Source organism: Stenotrophomonas sp. Sm10, assembly GCF_030985515.1.
Lineage (GTDB): Bacteria > Pseudomonadota > Gammaproteobacteria > Xanthomonadales > Xanthomonadaceae > Stenotrophomonas > Stenotrophomonas hibiscicola.
Genome location: NZ_JAPTFO010000076.1, coordinates 1 through 17,815, shown reverse-complemented (window position 1 = coordinate 17,815; position 17,815 = coordinate 1). Strand labels below are relative to the sequence as shown.

The following is a 17,815-nucleotide window of genomic DNA, read 5'->3' as shown; positions in this document are numbered from 1 at the left end:
CGGCCCCCCCTCGAAGGGATGCATCATCGTGTGGCTCAGGCCACTTCGTCGTCGCTGGACGGCGGCTGGTCGCCGACGGTCCACAGGCGCTCGAGGGCGTAGAACTCACGCACGCGCGGCAGCATCACGTGAACGATCACGTCGCCCAGGTCGACCAGCACCCACTCGGCCTCGCGCTCGCCTTCCACGCCCAGTGGCATCACGTCCAGGTTCTTGGCGAAGCGCACGACTTCATCGGCAATCGACTTGACGTGGCGGGTCGAGGTGCCCGAAACGACGATCATGTAATCGGCAACGCTGGACCGGCCGCGCACGTCGATCTCGACCAGGTCCTTGGCCTTCAGGTCTTCGGTGGCTTGGCGGACGCTGGCCAGCAGTTCCGGCACGGACGGCGGCGGGCTGGGAAGATCGACCTTGATGGTCTGGGGCTGGGTCTGGTTGCTCAAAGTGGATCGACTCGATAAACGTGGGGGCGATTATACGGGGATGGCGCGGCCGCGCCATTCACGCCGTGGCCGGGCGGTACAGCCCGTGTGCAGCGACATAGTCGGCCACGGCCGGTGGCAGCAGTGCGCGCCAGGGGCCGCCAGCGGCAATCTGCGAGCGCACGGCGCTGGCTGATTCCTCGCGCAGCGGGTGGTGCAGGCGCAGGACGCGCCCGGCCGGGCTGGCGAACAGGGCCTGCTCATTGTCGGCCCAGCGCCCTTGCAGGGCACGCCCCAGCTCGCCATCGATCGACGCCTGCAACGGACTGCCCGGCCGTTCGGCCACCACGAAGTGGGCCAGGTCGAACAGGGCCTCCCATTCGTGCCAGCCGGACAGGCCCAGCAGGCTGTCGGCGCCCACCAGCCAGGCCAGCGGCCGGCTCGGGCCCAGCTCGCCACGCAGCTCGCGCAGGGTGTCGACGGTGTACGACGGACGACCGGGGCAGCGGGCGGCACGATCCAGTTCGCGGCGGTCCAACAACAGCCCCGGCTCGTCGCCGATGGCCAGCGACAACATCGTGCAGCGCTGCTCAGCGGTGGCACCGGGCACCGCGCGGTGCGGCGGATCGGCGGCCGGCAGCAGGCGCACGGCGACCTGCAGTTCATCACGGGCCGCACGCGCGATCGCCAGGTGCCCCAGGTGCACCGGATCGAAGGTGCCCCCGTAATAGATCCGCAGGCTCATTGCTCAGGCCCGCGCCAACAGGCGCACGGCACGCGGTTCGGCCACCACCACCAGCAGGCGCTCCAGCGCCAGCCAGGCATCACCCTCGGCGCGGCCCTTGGCGATGCGGTCAACCAGCCCGGCTTCGGCCACGAAGCGTTCCCAACGCTTGCTTTCCGGATGCCGCTGCAGCGCGCGCTTGTACGGGGCCTGCCGCGATTCCCAGATACCGCGCGATTTCATTTCAGCCGCCAGGTTGCCGCCACGGGCCTGCACCCGGGCCAGGCCAGCGCCCGCCAGCAGCTCGCGGATCACCATCGGCATCAGCGCAGCCACCGCCTCGCCCTCGCCGCGCAGTCCGGCCAGCATGCGCAGCACCGCCGGCGGTTGGCCGGAAAAGGCCGCTTCCACCAGCCGGAACACGTCATAGCGGGCGGCATCGGCCACCAGCGACTCCATGCGCTCCACGTCCAGCGGCTGGCCATCGGCCAGCAACGCCAGCTTGTCGATTTCCTGGGCAGCAGCCAGCAGATTGCCTTCCACCCGCTCGGCCAGGCGCTGCACGGCGGCAGGATCGGCACGCAGTCCCTTGCCACGCAGGCGGCGCTCGATCCAGTCCGGCAATTCATGCGGCTTGACCGCCCAGGCCACCGACAGCACGCCGATGCGGTTGATCGCTTCGGCCCACTTGCCCTGGTGGGCCTTGCTCCATTCACTTGCGGTGATCATCAGCACCACGTCCGGCGCCGGGTTGGCACAGAACTGGCTGATCACTTCGGCCCCGTCCTTGCCAGGCTTGCCGCTGGGCAGGCGCACCTCAACCAGGCGGCGGGCACTGAACAGGCTGGGCGCGTTGAAGCTGGCGTCGAGCTGGTTCCAGTCGAAATCACGGCCATCGGCGTCGAACACTTCACGTTCGCCGATGCCGGCGGCGCGTGCGCGTGCGCGGATGGCGTCAGCTGCCTCCAGCACACGCAGGGTTTCCGGGCCGGCAATCAGGTAGACCGGCGCCAGCGCGGTATCAGCGCCCTGGCTGGCCAGCTGCTCCGGACGCAGTTCCATGGCCGCGGCTCAGTGCTTGGCTGCGGGGACCGGCTCGGCCGGTACCGCGCCTTCAATCGGCTTGGCTTTCGGCGCCGACAGGCTGCCGCCCTTCTCGAGCTCGGCACGCACCACGCTGTCGATGCGGCGGATGATCGAGGCGGACATTTCCCGGCGCAGCTCGTTGGCCAGGATCTCGCGTTCGGTGGTGGTACCGGTGGCGTCGGTCGGTGGCGACACGTAGTCACGCGAGAGCTCGATCACCTGCTGCGGCACCAGTTCGCTGCCATCCTCGCGACGGAAGATGAAGATCACCGCATAGCGCAGGCTGTACTCCTGGGCGCGGCCCTGCGAGTCGATGGCGATCGGCAGGTCGCCCCAGCGCTCGGACAGCACCTGCAACTGGGTACTGGGTTCGTTGCTGTCCTCATCAGCCAGCCTGGCACCGGAAGCCAGCAGGCTGCGGTTGAGCAGCTTGACCAGTTCACTGTACGGGGCGGTGGATACCACCTTCACCGGGGCGGTGTCGGTGGGCAGCATCAGCTTGTTGCGCAGATGGAAGCCGCAGCCGGCAAGGCCGAGGACAAGAACGAGGGCAAGCAGGATTCGGGTCATGGAGACAGTCTGGCGGAGCCGGGCGATCACGGCAACACACAGCCTGCCCGAAGCCGCGTGAATGCAGGGCCATCAGACGCCTGGCCCTGCACCGGAATGGCACCGGCCACCTCGCGGGCGCCGGTGCGGATACATCAGGCGGCGACGATGTTCACGATCTTGCCCGGCACGATGATGATCTTGCGCACCGTCAGGCCTTCCAGGAACTTGGCCGCGTTGGGCTCGGCCAGCGCCAGTGCCTCCACCTGCTCGCGCGCGGCGTCGGCCGCCACGTCGATGGTGCCACGCAGCTTGCCGTTGACCTGCACCGCCAGGGTCAGCGCGTCGCGCACCAGCGCACTGGCATCGGCCTGCGGGAACGGTTGGTCTTCCAGCAGCGTCTCCGCGTGACCCAGCACCTGCCACAGGGCGTGGCTGGCATGCGGGGTGATCGGGTTCAGCAGCAGCACGATGGCCTGCAGCGCTTCCTGGCGCACCGCACGGCCCTGCTCACTGCCGTCCTCGAACTTGGCCAGTGCGTTCATCAACTCCATCACCGCAGCGATCGCGGTGTTGAAGCTGTGGCGGCGGCCGTAGTCGTCACCGACCTTGCCGATGGTTTCGTGGGTCTTGCGGCGCAGCGCCTTCTGGTTGGCGTCCAGTGCTGCAACATCCAGCGCCGGGGCGGCGCCGTCGGCGGCATGCTTCTGCACCTGGGCCCAGAGGCGGCGCAGGAAGCGGGCCATCCCGTCCACGCCGGCCTCGTTCCACTCCAGCGACTGCTCCGGCGGCGCGGCGAACATCGAGAACAGGCGCACGGTGTCGGCGCCGTACTTGCCGACCATCGCCTGCGGGTCCACGCCGTTGTTCTTCGACTTGGACATCTTCTCGGTGCCACCGACCACCACCGGCTGGCCGTCGGCGATCAGGGTGGCGCCGGTGATGCGGCCGCGCTCGTCGCGCTGCACTTCCACATCGGCCGGATTGATCCAGTCCTTCGAGCCGTCCGGGTTCGGGCGGTAATAGGTTTCGGCGATCACCATGCCCTGGCACAGCAGGTTGCGCGCCGGTTCGTTGCTGTCCACCATCCGCGCGTCGCGCAGCAGCTTGTGGTAGAAGCGGAAATACATCAGGTGCAGGATCGCGTGCTCGATGCCACCGATGTACTGGTCCACCGGCAGCCAGTAGTTGCCGCGCTTGTCGACAGCGTCACGGGCACCCGGCGAGGTGTAGCGGGCGTAATACCAGCTCGACTCCATGAAGGTGTCGAAGGTATCGGTCTCGCGCTCGGCCGCACCGCCGCAGTCCGGGCAGGTGGTCTTGCGCCATTCCGGGTCGGTCTTGATCGGCGAACCGGTACCCGAGAACGCCACGTCCTCCGGCAGCACCACCGGCAGTTGTTCTTCCGGCACCGGCACCGCGCCGCACTTGGCGCAGTAGATCACCGGAATCGGGCAGCCCCAGTAGCGCTGGCGGCTCACGCCCCAGTCGCGCAGGCGGTAGTTGACGCGGCGCTGGCCCTGGGCCTTGCGCTCGAAGCGTTCGGCCAGCGCTTCGAACGCGCCCTGGAAGTCCAGGCCGTCGAATTCGGCCGAGTTGACCAGCTCGAAGGCACGGCTCTTGTCGCTGTACCAGTCCTGCCAGCGGCTGCCGTCCCAGGTGCGCTCTTCGTCGGTGCGCGGATCCTTCAGCGCGATGACCTGCTTGATCGGCAGCCCGTACTTGTTGGCCACTTCATTGTCGCGCTGGTCATGGCCCGGCACCGCCATCACCGCGCCGGTGCCGTAGCCCATCAGCACGAAGTTGGCGACCCACACCGGGACCGGCTCGCCGGTCACCGGGTGCAGCGCGCGCAGGCCGGTATCCATGCCGCGCTTTTCCTGGGTTTCCAGCTCGGCTTCGGACACCCCCCCCTGCTTCAGGTCGACCAGCAGCGCGGCCAGTTCCGGATTGTTCTTCGCCGCGTGCAGCGCCAGCGGGTGTTCGGCGGCAATCGACACGAAGGTCACGCCCATCACCGTGTCCGGGCGGGTGGTGAACACACGCAGCGGGTCCAGCGCGCTGCCGTCGACATCGCGCACGTCGAACTGGATTTCCAGGCCTTCGGAACGGCCGATCCAGTTACGCTGCATGGTCTTGACCGATTCCGGCCAGCCGTCCAGCTCGTCCAGGCCATCCAGCAGCTCCTGGGCATAGTCGGTGATGCGCAGGAACCACTGCGGGATCTCGCGCTTCTCGACCAGGGCACCCGAGCGCCAGCCGCGGCCGTCGATGACCTGCTCGTTGGCCAGCACGGTCTGGTCGACCGGGTCCCAGTTCACCACCGCATTGCGGCGATAGGCCAGGCCCTTGCGCATCAGGCGGGTGAACATGCGCTGCTCGTGGACGTAATAGTCCGGGCGGCAGGTGGCGAACTCGCGCGACCAGTCGATGGCGTAGCCCAGCGACTTCAGCTGGCTGCGCATGTGGTCGATGTTCTTGTAGGTCCACGCCGCCGGCGCGGTCTTGTTCTTGATCGCGGCGTTTTCCGCCGGCAGGCCGAACGCGTCCCAGCCCATCGGCTGCAGCACGTTGTGGCCGGTCATGCGCTTGTAGCGGCTGATCACGTCGCCAATCGTGTAATTGCGCACGTGGCCCATGTGCAGCGCACCGGACGGGTACGGAAGCATCGACAGGCAGTAGTACTTCGGCTTGTCCGAAGTCTCGTCGACCTCGAAGGCACGGGTAGCGTCCCAGTATTGCTGGGCGGCGGATTCAACCTGCTGCGGGTCGTAGGCGTTGGTTTCAGCGCTGGTCATGGAACACGCGGATGCGGCGGCAAAGCGGTACAGCGTACCGCAGTGCGGCAAACGTCTCCAATCCTGCCCGCCGGAGGCAGGCGCCGCGACGCCCCGGGAGGCGTCTCAGCGTGGGCGCGACAGCGGCAGGGCCGCCCCCAGCCAGACTGCCCAGCACGCAAACGCCAGCCGTTGTGCCAGCGGCGCCGGCAGTACGCCCTGCAGGGCAAACGCGGCCAGCGCGGCCAGCATGCCGCAGCCCAGCGCCAGTACGCCCAGCGCGCGGCCATGCACCTGGCGCAGACCGGATACGGCCAGCAGCAGGGTTCCGGCGACAAAACCCAGCACCCAGATCATCCAGGCGCTGGCATGCAGTTGGCTGGCCGGCCCGTGCAGGTCATCCACATCCAGCGGCAGCAACCCCATCGCGGCGAAGGCCAACCCGGCCAGCAGCAGCATCTGGCTGCCCACCCGTGGCGCCCAGCCGGCGGTTGCCGGCAGCCCGCGGCGCAGGCACTCGGCCACGATCGCCGCCAGCAGGCCCGGCAGCACGAAGCCCAGCAGATTGAAGGCCAGCGCATGCGGCACCCCCTGCGCGCCCAGCAGTGCCACCGGATGACGGGCTTGTGCGTAGCCGTCCAGGCCGGCGCCGAAACCGATCACCGCCAGTACAAACAGCAGCGCGGCGACCAGGCCAGGCAGGCGCAGCAACGGGGACAGGGACGACATGCAGACTCCGGAAAGTACGGCGAGAGGAAGACTGCATTGTCAGGCATTTACCACAACCCGGGTTGAGACCGGCATCGATCGTCACCATAGAATCGGACTCCAGACGCCAAACGATGCCTCCCCCCATGACCGAGACGACCTACGTATTCGACGCCACCACTGCGACCTTCGAGGCCGAAGTCCTGCAGAAGTCGCTGCAGACGCCGGTGCTGGTCGACTTCTGGGCCACCTGGTGCGGGCCGTGCAAGACCCTGGGGCCAATGCTGGAAAAACTGGCCGCCGAGTACAACGGCGCCTTCGAACTGGCCAAGGTCGATGTCGACAAGGAACAGCAGATCGCAGCGGCCTTCCAGATCCGCTCGGTGCCGACCGTGTTCCTGGTCAAGGGCGGCCAGCTGGTGGATGGCTTCCCGGGCGCGATTCCGGAAGGCCAGCTGCGTGAGTTCCTGGCCCAGCACGGCATCGTGCCGGCCGATGTCGGCGACGCCGCGCCCGAAGATGACGCCCCGCTGGACCCGCAGGCGCAGGTCGATGTGCTGCGTGCCCAGATCGCCGCCGAGCCGGACAAGGACGAACTGAAGCTCGACCTGGCCCTGGCCCTGCTGCAGATCGGTGGCGTGGACGAAGCCGGCACCCTGATCGACGGCCTGCCCGCCAATCTGGCCACCGACGACCGCGCCGTGCGTGCCCGCGCCCGCCTGGCCTTCGCCGCCGCGCTGAAGGATGCCCCGGCCGCTGAAGTGCTGGACGCCCGCATCGCCGCCGATGGCAAGGACCTCAAGGCCCGCCATCTGCGCGGCGTGCAACTGTTGCTCGGGGGCCATGACGAAGCTGCGTTGGCCCAGTTCCTGGAAATGCTGCGGATCGACCGCACGTTCGATGAAGGGCTGCCGCGCAAGGCCCTGATCGACGCCTTCAATGTGATCTCCGACGAGGACCTGGTCGGCCAGTACCGTCGCCGGATGGCCTCGCTGCTGTTCTGAACGGGAGCCGTCCTCGTTCAGAATCCCTGCACTGAACGCGGGCAATAATGCACTGGATGGCGGCCGTGCGGCCGCCACGATCCGTTCGGGGGGATGAGGTCGGGGCCATGGGGTCTTGCAGCTGCGCCCCCGCATTGCCGGGATTGCAAACTGTGACCTTCGTCCGCTCGCTGTCGTTCGCCATGCGCTTCCAGGGCGCGCTGCTCTGCGCTCTTCTCTTCCTGCCGGCCATTGCCGCGGCCCAGGACTGGAACTACCGGGTCCGTCCCGGCGATACCCTGTGGGACCTGGGTGGCCTGTATCTCAAGCCCTCGGTACGCTGGCAGCAGCTGCAACAGCACAACCGCATCGACAACCCCTACCAGCTGCCGCCGGGGCAGCTGCTGCGCTTCCCGATCAGCTGGCTGCGCATCGAACCAGCCCCCGCCCGCGTGCTGTCGGTAAGGGGCAAGGTCGAACTGTCCGGCGCCGATGGCAGCGCCACGCGCGCGCTACTGGCCGGGGAACAGCTTCGCATCGGTGACACGGTGCAGACCGAGGGCGACTCCAGCGTCACGCTTGAATTCGCCGACGCTTCCCGCCTGCAGCTGCGCGAGCATTCCCGGCTGCGCCTGGACCAGCTCAGCCGTTACGGCCACACCGGCATGGTCGATACCCGCGTGCGCCTCCAGCAGGGCCGCGCCAGCAACCGGGTGACGCCTGCCCGTGGCCCCGCCTCGCGCTACATCATCGATGCACCTACGGCGACCAGCAGCGTACGCGGTACCGTATTCCGGGTCAGCGCCGGTGACGCCGGCCACGTGGCTGCCACCGAAGTGCTGCAGGGCAAGGTGCAGGTCGGCAACATCCACGGCAAGCGCCTGGTCCAGCCTGGACAGGCCAGCCTCAGCAGCAGCGCCGATACGGCGCCGGATGCTGTCTCCGCGCTTCTTCCAGCACCGCAGCTGCGCAGCGACGGCATGCGCCTGGCGCCCTTGCCGGCCCTCCTCGCCTGGGACCCCGTCGACGGCGCCGCCCGCTACCGCGTTGAAGTGGTGCTGTCGGCAACGCCGGAAATCCTGCTGTTTGCCGCCACCACCACCGATACCCGGCTGGCGATCGGCGACCTGCCCCCCGGCCAGTTGCGCATCCTGTTGCGCGCCGTGGATGCGCAGGGTGTGGAAGGCCTCGACGCCAGCGCCGATTTCGAACTCGGCGACCAGCCCCCGCCGCCACTGACGGTGGCCCCGCTGCACGGGCAGACCATCAACAGCGACCGACCGCGCTTCCGTTGGAGCCAGGCGCCCGGTGCGCGCAGCAGCGTGCTGCAGATTGCCGCCGAGCCGAACTTCGAGCAACCGCTGCAGGAACAAAGCACCCCGGTCACCGACCTGCGCCTGGCGCAGCCGCTGCCGCCCGGCCAGTACTTCTGGCGGGTGGCCTCGCGCGATGGCAACGGCCACCAGGGCCGCTATGGCCAGGCCCTGCCCTTGCAACTGAGCAATGAACCGGTCGACCCGGCCCTGCAGCCGCCTGAGGCCACGCGTGGCGAACTGACCCTCCGCTGGCAGGCCGGCAGCGAAGGCCAGCGGTACCGGGTGCAGGTGGACCGTCGAGGCGACTTCCGGGCCCCCCTGGTCGACCAGACCGTAAGCGAGCCGCAGGTCAGCTTCAAGCAGCCGTGGAGCGGCACCCTGCATGTGCGCGTGCAGTACATCGACGACGGCGGGCATGCGGGCGAGTACTCGCCGGCCCAGCAGATCAAGCTGCCTTGCCGTCTGTGCCACGGCGCTGGTGGCGGCGCCCTGCTGCTGTTGCTGTTGTTATGAGGCGCTCGCCGCTGCCGTGGTCGAAGCGGATTCTGCTGGCACTGCTGGCCGGCGTGCTGACGGTGATCGCCAGCCACGGCCAGTGGCTGTGGCGCCAGGACGAAGCCGCCTATGACGCCATGGTTGGGAATTGGGAGTACCGCCCCGACCCCAGCGTGCTGATCGTGGCCATCGACGAGGGCAGCCTGCAGCGCATCGGCCAATGGCCCTGGCCCCGTTCGGTCCATGCGCGCCTGCTGGACCGGCTGACCGACGCCGGCGCCGAGCGCATCGCACTGGACCTGATGCTGTCTGAGCCGGATCGACGCGACAGCCAGCAGGACGATGAACTGGCCACAGCGATCCGCCGCAGTGGCCGGGTGGTGCTGCCAGTGCTGGCGGCGCCGGCCGCCGGCGACCGCATGGCCGAGGAAATGCTGCCGATTCCGCAGATCGCGAGCAGTGCTGCGGCAATCGGCCATACCGATGTGGAAGTGGACGGCGATGGCGTCGCGCGCGGTGTGTATCTGCATGCGGGCATCGGCAAGGCCCATTGGCCGGCATTGGGCCTGGCGCTGGCCGACCTGCCGCCGGGCACGGTGCACGGCCTGCCCGATCCCGATCCGCAGATCGGTTCGCCCTATCAGTGGCGACGCGACGACTACGTGCGCGTGCGCTATGCGGGGCCGCCCGAGCGCCTGCCGCAGGTGTCCTATGCCGACGTACTTGATGGTCACGTGGACACGGCGATGCTGCATGGCCGCCGCATCGTGGTGGGCATGACGGCCAGCGGCATCGCACCGCGGCTGTTGACCCCGACCACCCGCGAGTACTGGATGAGCGGCAGCGAATACCAGGCCAACATCGCGTCGATGCTGCTGCAGCACAAGCAGATCGATCTGCTGCCACGCCTCTGGCAGCACGCCATCAGCGGCGTGCTGGCCGCAATGTGCGTGCTCCTGCTCGGCCTGCGCCTGCCATGGCTTGCCGCACTGTGCTCGCTGCCGCTTCCACCGCTGCTGAGCTGGTTGCTGTTGCGTGCCGGTGACCTGTGGTGGGCACCGGCAAGCGCAATGCTGGGCATCCTGCTGGTGTTGCTGTCCTGGGCGATCTGGCGGATCTCGGCCTGGCACCGCCAGGCCAACCGTGATGCGCTGACCGGCCTCGGCAATCGCCTGCGTTTCGAGCAGTCACTGCAGCAGGAATGCGATGCCGCGCGCCGCAGTGGCAGGTCCTTGAGCCTGGCACTGATCGACGTCGACCATTTCAAGCGCCACAACGACCGCCACGGGCATCAGGTCGGCGACCGCGTGCTGCGCGATGTTGCACGGCTGATCGGTGCGCATGCACGGCGCCCACGCGACATGGCCGCGCGCTACGGTGGCGATGAGTTCGCACTGGTGCTGCCGGATACCCCGGCCGAAGGCGCACGCCAGGTCATCGAGGACCTGATCGCCTGCGTGCGTGCACTGCCGGCCCCCGGTGATGGCAGCGACGGTGCCGTCACCCTCACCATCGGCGTGTTCACCCGCGTGCCTGACGGCACGCTGCAACCGCATCATTTCGTCGAAGGCGCCGACGCCGCGTTGTACCAGGCCAAGGCCAACGGCCGCGACGGGTATGTGATCGACGACAAGGCGTGACCCTCGCCGCCGCCGGGGTGCAACATACGCATGCGAATGGCTAGACTGGGCGCCTCGCCCTGCGTCCCCGCACCCGCATGAACGCCCGCCTGTTCCGCTTCGGTATCAATCTCTGGCCACCGTTCCTGTTCACCGGCATCCATGTCACCCGCATCACGCCGGACTACCGGCAGATAGATGTCGAGCTGCGCCTGCGGCCATGGAACCGCAACTACGTCGGCACGCACTTTGGCGGCAGCCTGTTCGCGATGACCGATCCATTCTGGATGCTGGGCCTGCTGCACATCCTCGGGCGCGACTACTACGTGTGGGACCGAGCAGGCGCCATCGACTTCCTCAAGCCCGGCCGCGGCACCGTACGCACGTCATTCCGCATCGACGACGCGCTGCTGGATGAACTGCGCACGGAAGCAGCCAGTGGTGAGAAGGTGCTGCGCTGGTTCAGCAACGACGTGGTCGATGAGAGCGGCGAAGTGGTCGCCCAAGTGCGCAAGCAGGTCTACCTGCGGTTGAAGCCACACGCACGCTGAGCGCGCCTCAATCGCGCGCCAGCGCAGCCGAAGCTGGCTCCGCCTGCAGCGGTACCGTCAGCCACGGGTTCTCATCAGCGCTGCGCGCTGGAGAACGACGCGGCACCAGCAGATGGCGGCCATCGACGGACAGCCGCGGCGACCGCACCGGCGACCGGAACTCCGCAGGCAACCGCTGCAGCGCCTCAGCCGGGTCTTGCGCCTGCTGCCGCAACCAGCGCTGGGCGCCAAGCAGGCGCAGCATCGCCGCCGCGTCCTGGGACCGTGACGAATACGCAGGATAGACGGGCGCGGCAATCTCGGTCAGCACGCACCCCATCACATTGGACAGGCAACCGAAATCCCGCTGCGGCGGCGCTTGTAACGGCAGCGGCCGATCGGCCTCCAGCGCGGCCGTGGCGGCTGCGCCACAGGCCCAGCCAAGATTGCCGGCCACGCGCGCCAACGTGCTGCGCCGGTCAAGCACCAGGACGCCACCAAATTCCCGGGCCGAGGACTCGATCGCCGCCCGGCTCATCGCGTACTCGCCCTGCATAGCACGGCACAGGCTCTGTTCCTCGGCCCGCAACGGCTGCATGGCCTGTTCGCACTCGGCCGGCAGGGGGTGGTCGGCAGGCAGTTCAACCAGCATGTCGGCCAGCAGCTGGGCATTGGCCTGCACCAGGCTGGCACCGATGATGCTCTCGACCAGATAACTGCTGCCGGGCACCAGCCGCCGGCCCAGCTGCAGGCCACGGCAGGCACCACGCAGGGCGCCGTCAATGTCACCCTGCACATAGGCCAGCGCGCGTGCACTGGTGGCGTCCATCACTACGCCATAGGCCGGCAACGGGACCAGAATGCCCTCGCCCTTCGGCGGGAACGGCGACGCGAAGTAGTCGGCGTCGGCCAGCTGATCCAGCCGCGCATGCAACTGCTGGTGCCCGGCGTGGGCCTCCACGAAGCGTTGCGGGTCCGCGCGGACCTGGGCGAGACAGCCGCTGGCGGCCGGCCCGCAACCGGCCCCGGGCCGCGAGTGCAGCTCGGCATGGTTGGCTACCAGGTGTGTCCGGCCGCTGCTTCCGCCATGTGCATCGGCTTCCCAGCGCCGTACATCCTCGGCCAGCGCCTGCTCGCGCTGCTGGGCATCCAGATCGTCGAACGGCAGCGTCCACAACAGTGCATATCCATTGCGGCCGCTCACCGGCAGGCGTGCTTCCAGTCGCTGCTGCGCCTGCAGGCGCGATTCGGGCACCGGCCACATGCGCGAGGCGCACCACACCACGATGGCCAGCACCAGCAGGCCTGCCAGGGTCCAGCCCAGTCCGCGCAGAATCTTCAACACAGCTTCCCTTCCATGTGCCGTTGCCGCAGTCGATTCCCCAGCGTAATCGACCGGCCGTGACCGCTACAATGCGCGCATGTCGCTCGAAGCCCCCGCCCTGGTCCCCCGCCCCTCCCTGCAGCGCCTGTTCCTGACCGGCCTGCTGACCCTGCTGCCGATCTGGCTGACCTGGGTCGTGGTCAAGTTCGTGTTCGTGCTGCTGTCGGGTATTTCCAGCCCGCTGGTGGTGCCGCTGTCCGAACAGATCGCAACCAGCTTCCCGCACTATCTGGGCTGGGTCCGCGCCGAGTGGATCCAGGACACCATCGCCCTGCTGGCCACCCTGCTGGTGATCCTGGCGGTGGGCGTGGCCAGCCGCCGCGTGCTCGGCCAGCGCCTGCTGCGCTGGGTCGGCGCGGTCATCAAGCGTATTCCGTTGGCCAGCATCATCTACGACAGCGCCAAGAAGCTGCTGGACATGCTGCAGACCGAACCGGGCAGCACCCAGCGCGTGGTGCTGATCGACTTCCCGCATCGCGACATGAAATCGGTCGGCCTGGTAACCCGCGTGATCAAGGAACACGGCACCGACCGTGAGCTGGCCGCGGTGTATGTACCGACCACGCCGAACCCGACCTCGGGCTATCTGGAAATCGTGCCGGTGGAACTGCTGACCCCGACCGACTGGACCGTCGATCAGGCCATGAGCTTCATCATCTCCGGCGGTGCCGTGGCACCGTCCAGCGTGCCGTTCACCCGCGCCGGCGAACGCACTGGCGAACGCACCGAATGACACCGGCGCCGATCGAGCGCCCGCTGCAGGACCGCGCGGTCCTGCTGTTCATCGTGCTGGCCGCGTTCTTCTGCGGCAACGCGGTGCTGGCCGAGCTGATCGGGGTGAAGATCTTCGCGCTGGAAGACACCCTGGGCATCGATCCGCTGAACTGGAACCTGTTTGGCCAGACCGGCTCGCTCAGCTTCACCGCCGGTACCCTGCTGTGGCCGGTGGTGTTCATCATGACCGACACGATCAACGAGTTTTTCGGCAAGCGCGGCGTGCGCTTCATCTCGTGGTTGGCCGTGGTGCTGATCGCCTATGGCTTCCTGTTCGCCTTCGCAGCGATCTCGCTGGCTCCGGCCAGCTGGTGGGTCACCTCGATGGCCGGCCACGGCGTGCCGGACTACCAGGCGGCATTCGCCGCGGTGTTCGGCCAGGGCATGTGGACCATCGCCGGTTCGCTGGTGGCCTTCCTGCTCGGCCAGCTGATCGACGTGGCCGTGTTCCATCGCATCCGCCAGGCCACCGGCGAGCGCCACGTGTGGCTGCGTGCGACCGGATCCACCGCGATCTCCCAGGTGGTGGACAGCTTCGTGGTGATCTGGATCGCCTTCGTGCTCGGCCCGCAGCACTGGCCGACGTCGCTGTTCCTGGCCGTCAGCAGCGTCAACTACATCTACAAGATGGGCTTTGCGATCGCATTGATCCCGTTGCTGTACCTGATGCGGCGCGCGATCACCCGCTACCTGGGCGCCGACAGGGCCGCCGCCCTGCGCGCCGCGGCTGCGGCTGACTGAAGCCCCAGCGGCAAAAAGCTGACTGCGCCTTCACGCTGGCCGTACGCGGCCGGATCGTGCAAGCTCCACGGTCTGTGTTCCACGGAAGCTCCTGATGCCGCATCCTACCCGCGCCCTGGCCGCCGCCATTGCCGCGTTGTTCCTGTTCAGTGCCGTGCCGTCGGCCGAAGCAGCGAAGAAAAAGGCCAGCCGCCCTGCCGCTGCGCAGACCCGCCAGGCTGCCAAGCCCAAGGCCAGGCCCGCCCGCGCCACCGCGCCGGCGCGTGGCAGCTCGGCGCGCCGCGCCGCGCCCCGCCCGGTCGCCCCGGCCCGGGCCGTACCCAAGCAGGTGCAACTGGAGCGCCTGTACGACGAATACTGGGATGCCTCGATGCGGTTGAATCCGCTGCAGGCGACCTTCCAGGGCGAGGCCCGCTACAACGACCAGCTGCCCAACATCCTGTCCGCCGCCTGGCGCCAGCAATCGCACGACTTCACCACGCAGTGGCTGGGCAAGGTCGAAAAACTTGGCAGCGACGGCCTGCAGGGCCAGGACCTGCTCAGCTACGAGATCTTCGTGCGCGACGCGCGCGCCTCGCTGGCTGCCGAGCGTTACCCGAGCTGGATGATGCCGATCAGCCAGTACTACAACATCGGCAGCATCATGGCGATCCTCGGCTCAGGTGCCGGCGCGCAGCCGTTCAACACCGTGCAGGACTACGACACCTGGTCGCGCCGCTCGCTGGGCATTCCCGAGCTGTTCGACCAGGCCATCGACAACATGCGCCAGGGCATGAAGGCCGGCGTGGTGCAGCCCCGCGACCTGATGGAGAAGGTGCTGCCGCAGCTGGATGCGGTGATCAAGCCGACTGCCGAAGAGAGCATCTTCTGGTCGCCGATCCGCACCATGCCCAACACCATCGGGGCGGAGGACAAGGCGCGCATCAGCGCCGAGTACAAGCGCATGATCGAGCTGCGCATCATGCCGGCCTACCGCGCCCTGCGCGGCTTCATCGCCACCGAATACCTGCCGGCCACGCGCACCAGCAGCGGCCTGGGCGCGCTGCCCGATGGCCAGGCCTGGTACGCCAGCCTGATCGTGCAGACCACCGCCAGCGACCAGAACGCCGCGCAACTGCACGCGCTGGGCGAGCAACGCGTGCAGGAGCTGCAGGCGCAGATTGCCACCGTGATGAAGGATGCCAAGCTGCGCGGCACGCCGACCAAGCTGCTGCGCAGCATGCGCAACGACCGCCAGTTCCAGTACGGTGACGCCAACGCATTGATCAACCGCTACCGCCAGGTGCAGCAGCAGGTCAACGCACGCCTGCCGCAGGTGCTCGATACGCTGCCGAAGTCCGCACTGGACGTCCGTGCGGTGGAACCGGAGCGTGCGCTCACCGCCGCGGCAGCGGCCTATCAGCCGTCCGCGGCCGGACAACCGGCCGTGTTGTACGTGAACACCCGCGACCTGCCCACCCGCAAGCGCTGGAACGTGCCGGTGCAGTACCTGCATGAAGCGATTCCCGGCCACCACGTGCAGCTGGGCCTGCAGCAGGAACTGGCCAAGCTGCCACGCTTCCGCCGCCTCGGTGGCGATCTCGCCTTCGTCGAAGGCTGGGGCCTGTATGCCGAAACGCTGGGTGAGAACCTGGGCATCTACACCGATCCCTACGACCGCATCGGCTACCTGTATTCGCGCCTGCTGCGCGCCGCCCGCGTGGTGGCCGACACCGGCGTGAACGCACAGGGCTGGAGCAAGCAGCAGGCCGTCACCTACCTGCAGAAGACCGTGGACATGAGCAGCGACGACGCCAACGCCGAAGTCGAGCGGATCATGGCCCAGCCCGGCCAGGCGCTGTCCAACGTGGCGGGCCTGACCACCATCGTCGCTCTGCGCGACAAGGCCAAGGAACGCCAGGGCGCCGCCTTTGACCTGCGCCGTTTCCACGCCGAACTGCTGAAGGACGGCTCCATGCCGCTGGACGTGCTGGGCCGCAAGATGGAACGCTGGATGGCGCAGCCCGCCAGCGCCACACCAGCCCCTTCACCCTGACCCCTCCGGAGCCGCCATGCGCCCTGCCGTCGCCCTGTTCGCCGTCGTGCTGGGCCTGCTGCCAGTGGCGGGCTCCGCCGCGCCGGTGCTGACCCCACCGGATGCGGGCATCGACGGCCTGATGCAGGCCTACGATGGCCGGGTGCCCGGCGCCGCCGTGCTGGTGCTGCATGACGGGCAGCCGGTGTTCCGCCGTGGCTACGGCCTGGCAGTGGTGGAGGACGGTACTGCGGTCACTGCCGCCAGCAACTTCCGGCTGGCCTCGGTCAGCAAGCAGTTCACCGCTGCGGCGGTGCTGCTGCTGGTGGAGGATGGACGGCTGGGGTTGAATCAGCCTGCACGACAGTGGCTGCCCGAACTGCCGCCGGCTGCAGCGGCCATCACGATCCGCCAACTGCTCTCGCACACCAGCGGCCTGCTCGATTACGAAGACCTGATGGACCCGGCTGACACGCGGCAGGTGCATGACGCCGACGTGCTGACCCTGCTGTCGCGCGAGGACCGCCTGAATTTCGCACCCGGCACGCAGTACCGCTACAGCAACAGCGGCTACGCGCTGCTGGCCCTGATCGTCGGCCGCGCGTCCGGCCAGGATTTCGCCACCTTCCTGCAGCAACGCATCTTCCGCCCGCTGGGCATGGCGCATACCGTGGCCCACCAGGACGGCGTGGACACGGTCGCCGCGCGCGCCTATGGCTACAGCCGGATCGACGGCCGCTGGCAGCGCACCGACCAGAGCACCACCAGCGCCGTGCTCGGCGATGGCGGCATCTATTCCTCGCTGGACGATCTCGCCCGCTGGGACGCCGCGCTGTATGACGACCGGCTGCTGTCGAAGGCTTCGCGCCGCGCGATGTTCAGCCCGGCCACGGCCACATCGGAACCGGACGTGCCGCATTACGGTTTCGGCTGGCGCCTGAACGGCCCGGTGCAATGGCACAGCGGCGAGAGCATCGGCTTCCGCAACGTGATCGTGCGCCACCCGGAAAAGCACCTGACCGTGATCGTGCTGACCAATCGCAACGATCCCGAACCGTACCCGCTGGCGCAGAAGATCGCCCAGCGCTGGCTGGACACTCTGCAATGAACACCGGTTCCGACGCCCTGCTGGGCATCCACCACGCCGCACTGATCTGCAGCGACTACGCACGCTCGAAGGACTTCTACGTGCGCATCCTCGGCCTGCGCGTGCTGGCCGAGAACCACCGCGCCGCGCGCGACTCCTGGAAGCTGGACCTGGCCCTGCCCGACGGCGGCCAGCTGGAGCTGTTCTCCTTCCCCTCGCCACCACCGCGCCCCAGCCGCCCCGAAGCCCAGGGCCTGCGCCACCTCGCGTTCCGGGTGGCTGCACTGGAACCCTTCATCCAGCGCCTGGCCGCGCATGGCGTCGCCTGCGAACCGATCCGCGTGGACGAATACACCGGCCGCCGCTTCACCTTCTTCGCCGATCCGGATGGCCTGCCGCTGGAGCTGTACGAAGTCGGTTGAGCGTTTTTCAATCGTGATTCATCCATGCATGGCATGGATCTACGTGTCGACCAAGGTCGACACCCACCAAGAGCAGGTCGTTCCATTCCGGCAGATCGCAGGACTCTGTCGAAGGCGGGGTGGGTCCGGTTGCGGGGGCGTGAGCCGCATGGGCCCGAGGCATGCCTCGGGCGGGTTGGGC

The 17,815-nt window shown here is 68.3% G+C and carries 16 protein-coding genes; 9 read left to right on the top strand and 7 right to left on the bottom strand.

The genetic code is table 11. From position 1 onward, the window contains the following. Positions 1–35 precede the first annotated feature (35 nt). The 6 genes from rsfS to O0J15_RS17255 all read right to left on the bottom strand — a co-directional run bounded on the left by rsfS (position 36) and on the right by O0J15_RS17255 (position 6,290). Entirely contained in the window at positions 36–446 is a 411-nt protein-coding gene (gene rsfS / locus O0J15_RS17280) for a ribosome silencing factor (RefSeq protein ID WP_005410536.1), read from the bottom strand. A 58-nt stretch (positions 447–504) separates the two neighbouring features. Further along, positions 505–1,170 carry a nicotinate-nucleotide adenylyltransferase gene (gene nadD, locus O0J15_RS17275; protein WP_019662112.1) on the bottom strand — a complete coding sequence of 222 codons (666 nt, stop codon included), beginning with the start codon at positions 1,168–1,170 and terminating at the stop codon, positions 505–507. Between the two features lie 3 nt (positions 1,171–1,173). Further along, positions 1,174–2,211, bottom strand: coding sequence for a DNA polymerase III subunit delta (gene holA, locus O0J15_RS17270; protein WP_019662113.1), 1,038 nt, complete (start codon positions 2,209–2,211; stop codon positions 1,174–1,176). Between the two features lie 9 nt (positions 2,212–2,220). Then, complete coding sequence (lptE, locus tag O0J15_RS17265; RefSeq protein WP_019662114.1) at positions 2,221–2,805, bottom strand: LPS assembly lipoprotein LptE; 585 nt, start codon at positions 2,803–2,805, stop codon at positions 2,221–2,223. Between the two features lie 134 nt (positions 2,806–2,939). After that, a complete protein-coding gene (gene leuS, locus O0J15_RS17260; protein ID WP_026347280.1) occupies positions 2,940–5,582 on the bottom strand; it encodes a leucine--tRNA ligase in 2,643 nt (880 codons plus the stop codon). Positions 5,583–5,687: 105 nt separating this feature from the next. Then, positions 5,688–6,290: a DUF998 domain-containing protein gene (locus O0J15_RS17255; protein WP_019662116.1), complete on the bottom strand. Its 603-nt coding sequence runs from the start codon at positions 6,288–6,290 to the stop codon at positions 5,688–5,690. A 125-nt stretch (positions 6,291–6,415) separates the two neighbouring features. Between O0J15_RS17255 and trxA the strand changes: the two genes are divergently transcribed. The 4 genes from trxA to O0J15_RS17235 all read left to right on the top strand — a co-directional run bounded on the left by trxA (position 6,416) and on the right by O0J15_RS17235 (position 11,233). Continuing rightward, complete coding sequence (gene trxA / locus O0J15_RS17250; protein WP_308306013.1) at positions 6,416–7,273, top strand: thioredoxin; 858 nt, start codon at positions 6,416–6,418, stop codon at positions 7,271–7,273. Between the two features lie 107 nt (positions 7,274–7,380). Further along, a complete protein-coding gene (locus O0J15_RS17245; RefSeq protein ID WP_308306012.1) occupies positions 7,381–9,081 on the top strand; it encodes a FecR domain-containing protein in 1,701 nt (566 codons plus the stop codon). Further along, on the top strand, positions 9,078–10,703 hold the full coding sequence (locus tag O0J15_RS17240; RefSeq protein WP_308306011.1) for a CHASE2 domain-containing protein: 1,626 nt from the start codon (positions 9,078–9,080) through the stop codon (positions 10,701–10,703). Before O0J15_RS17245 ends, O0J15_RS17240 begins: the two co-directional genes overlap by 4 nt. A gap of 77 nt (positions 10,704–10,780) precedes the next feature. Continuing rightward, entirely contained in the window at positions 10,781–11,233 is a 453-nt protein-coding gene (locus O0J15_RS17235) for a DUF4442 domain-containing protein (RefSeq protein WP_251103125.1), read from the top strand. Positions 11,234–11,240: 7 nt separating this feature from the next. Here O0J15_RS17235 and O0J15_RS17230 read toward each other — a convergent pair whose 3' ends face one another. Continuing rightward, positions 11,241–12,557 (bottom strand): hypothetical protein, encoded by a 1,317-nt coding sequence (locus tag O0J15_RS17230; RefSeq protein ID WP_134729819.1) that lies wholly within the window; start codon positions 12,555–12,557, stop codon positions 11,241–11,243. A 76-nt stretch (positions 12,558–12,633) separates the two neighbouring features. On the opposite strand from O0J15_RS17230, the gene O0J15_RS17225 reads away from it, so the two are divergent. The 5 genes from O0J15_RS17225 (at position 12,634) to O0J15_RS17205 (ending at position 17,634) form a co-directional block, all read left to right on the top strand. Continuing rightward, entirely contained in the window at positions 12,634–13,329 is a 696-nt protein-coding gene (locus O0J15_RS17225; RefSeq protein WP_005414135.1) for a DUF502 domain-containing protein, read from the top strand. Continuing rightward, positions 13,326–14,111, top strand: a complete 786-nt coding sequence (locus O0J15_RS17220; RefSeq protein WP_111104278.1) for a queuosine precursor transporter — start codon at positions 13,326–13,328, stop codon at positions 14,109–14,111. The genes O0J15_RS17225 and O0J15_RS17220 overlap by 4 nt, the downstream gene beginning before the upstream one ends. A 94-nt stretch (positions 14,112–14,205) precedes the next feature. Further along, positions 14,206–16,146 carry a DUF885 family protein gene (locus O0J15_RS17215; RefSeq protein ID WP_171952922.1) on the top strand — a complete coding sequence of 647 codons (1,941 nt, stop codon included), beginning with the start codon at positions 14,206–14,208 and terminating at the stop codon, positions 16,144–16,146. Positions 16,147–16,162: 16 nt separating this feature from the next. Then, positions 16,163–17,233, top strand: coding sequence for a serine hydrolase (locus tag O0J15_RS17210; RefSeq protein WP_021204316.1), 1,071 nt, complete (start codon positions 16,163–16,165; stop codon positions 17,231–17,233). Beyond that, on the top strand, positions 17,230–17,634 hold the full coding sequence (locus O0J15_RS17205) for a VOC family protein (protein ID WP_111099026.1): 405 nt from the start codon (positions 17,230–17,232) through the stop codon (positions 17,632–17,634). The genes O0J15_RS17210 and O0J15_RS17205 overlap by 4 nt, the downstream gene beginning before the upstream one ends. The last annotated feature ends 181 nt before the right edge of the window (positions 17,635–17,815 follow it).

Excerpts from the sequence above, each read along its gene's own strand:
- O0J15_RS17235 (WP_251103125.1), top strand. The coding sequence starts at position 10,781 with ATGAACGCCCGCCTGTTCCGCTTCGGTATCAATCTCTGGCCACCGTTC.
- leuS (WP_026347280.1), bottom strand. The coding sequence starts at position 5,582 with ATGACCAGCGCTGAAACCAACGCCTACGACCCGCAGCAGGTTGAATCC.
- O0J15_RS17210 (WP_021204316.1), top strand. The coding sequence starts at position 16,163 with ATGCGCCCTGCCGTCGCCCTGTTCGCCGTCGTGCTGGGCCTGCTGCCA.
- nadD (WP_019662112.1), bottom strand. The coding sequence starts at position 1,170 with ATGAGCCTGCGGATCTATTACGGGGGCACCTTCGATCCGGTGCACCTG.
- O0J15_RS17245 (WP_308306012.1), top strand. The coding sequence starts at position 7,381 with ATGGGGTCTTGCAGCTGCGCCCCCGCATTGCCGGGATTGCAAACTGTG.
- holA (WP_019662113.1), bottom strand. The coding sequence starts at position 2,211 with ATGGAACTGCGTCCGGAGCAGCTGGCCAGCCAGGGCGCTGATACCGCG.
- O0J15_RS17240 (WP_308306011.1), top strand. The coding sequence starts at position 9,078 with ATGAGGCGCTCGCCGCTGCCGTGGTCGAAGCGGATTCTGCTGGCACTG.
- O0J15_RS17215 (WP_171952922.1), top strand. The coding sequence starts at position 14,206 with ATGCCGCATCCTACCCGCGCCCTGGCCGCCGCCATTGCCGCGTTGTTC.
- O0J15_RS17225 (WP_005414135.1), top strand. The coding sequence starts at position 12,634 with ATGTCGCTCGAAGCCCCCGCCCTGGTCCCCCGCCCCTCCCTGCAGCGC.
- O0J15_RS17255 (WP_019662116.1), bottom strand. The coding sequence starts at position 6,290 with ATGTCGTCCCTGTCCCCGTTGCTGCGCCTGCCTGGCCTGGTCGCCGCG.
- O0J15_RS17220 (WP_111104278.1), top strand. The coding sequence starts at position 13,326 with ATGACACCGGCGCCGATCGAGCGCCCGCTGCAGGACCGCGCGGTCCTG.
- lptE (WP_019662114.1), bottom strand. The coding sequence starts at position 2,805 with ATGACCCGAATCCTGCTTGCCCTCGTTCTTGTCCTCGGCCTTGCCGGC.
- O0J15_RS17205 (WP_111099026.1), top strand. The coding sequence starts at position 17,230 with ATGAACACCGGTTCCGACGCCCTGCTGGGCATCCACCACGCCGCACTG.
- trxA (WP_308306013.1), top strand. The coding sequence starts at position 6,416 with ATGACCGAGACGACCTACGTATTCGACGCCACCACTGCGACCTTCGAG.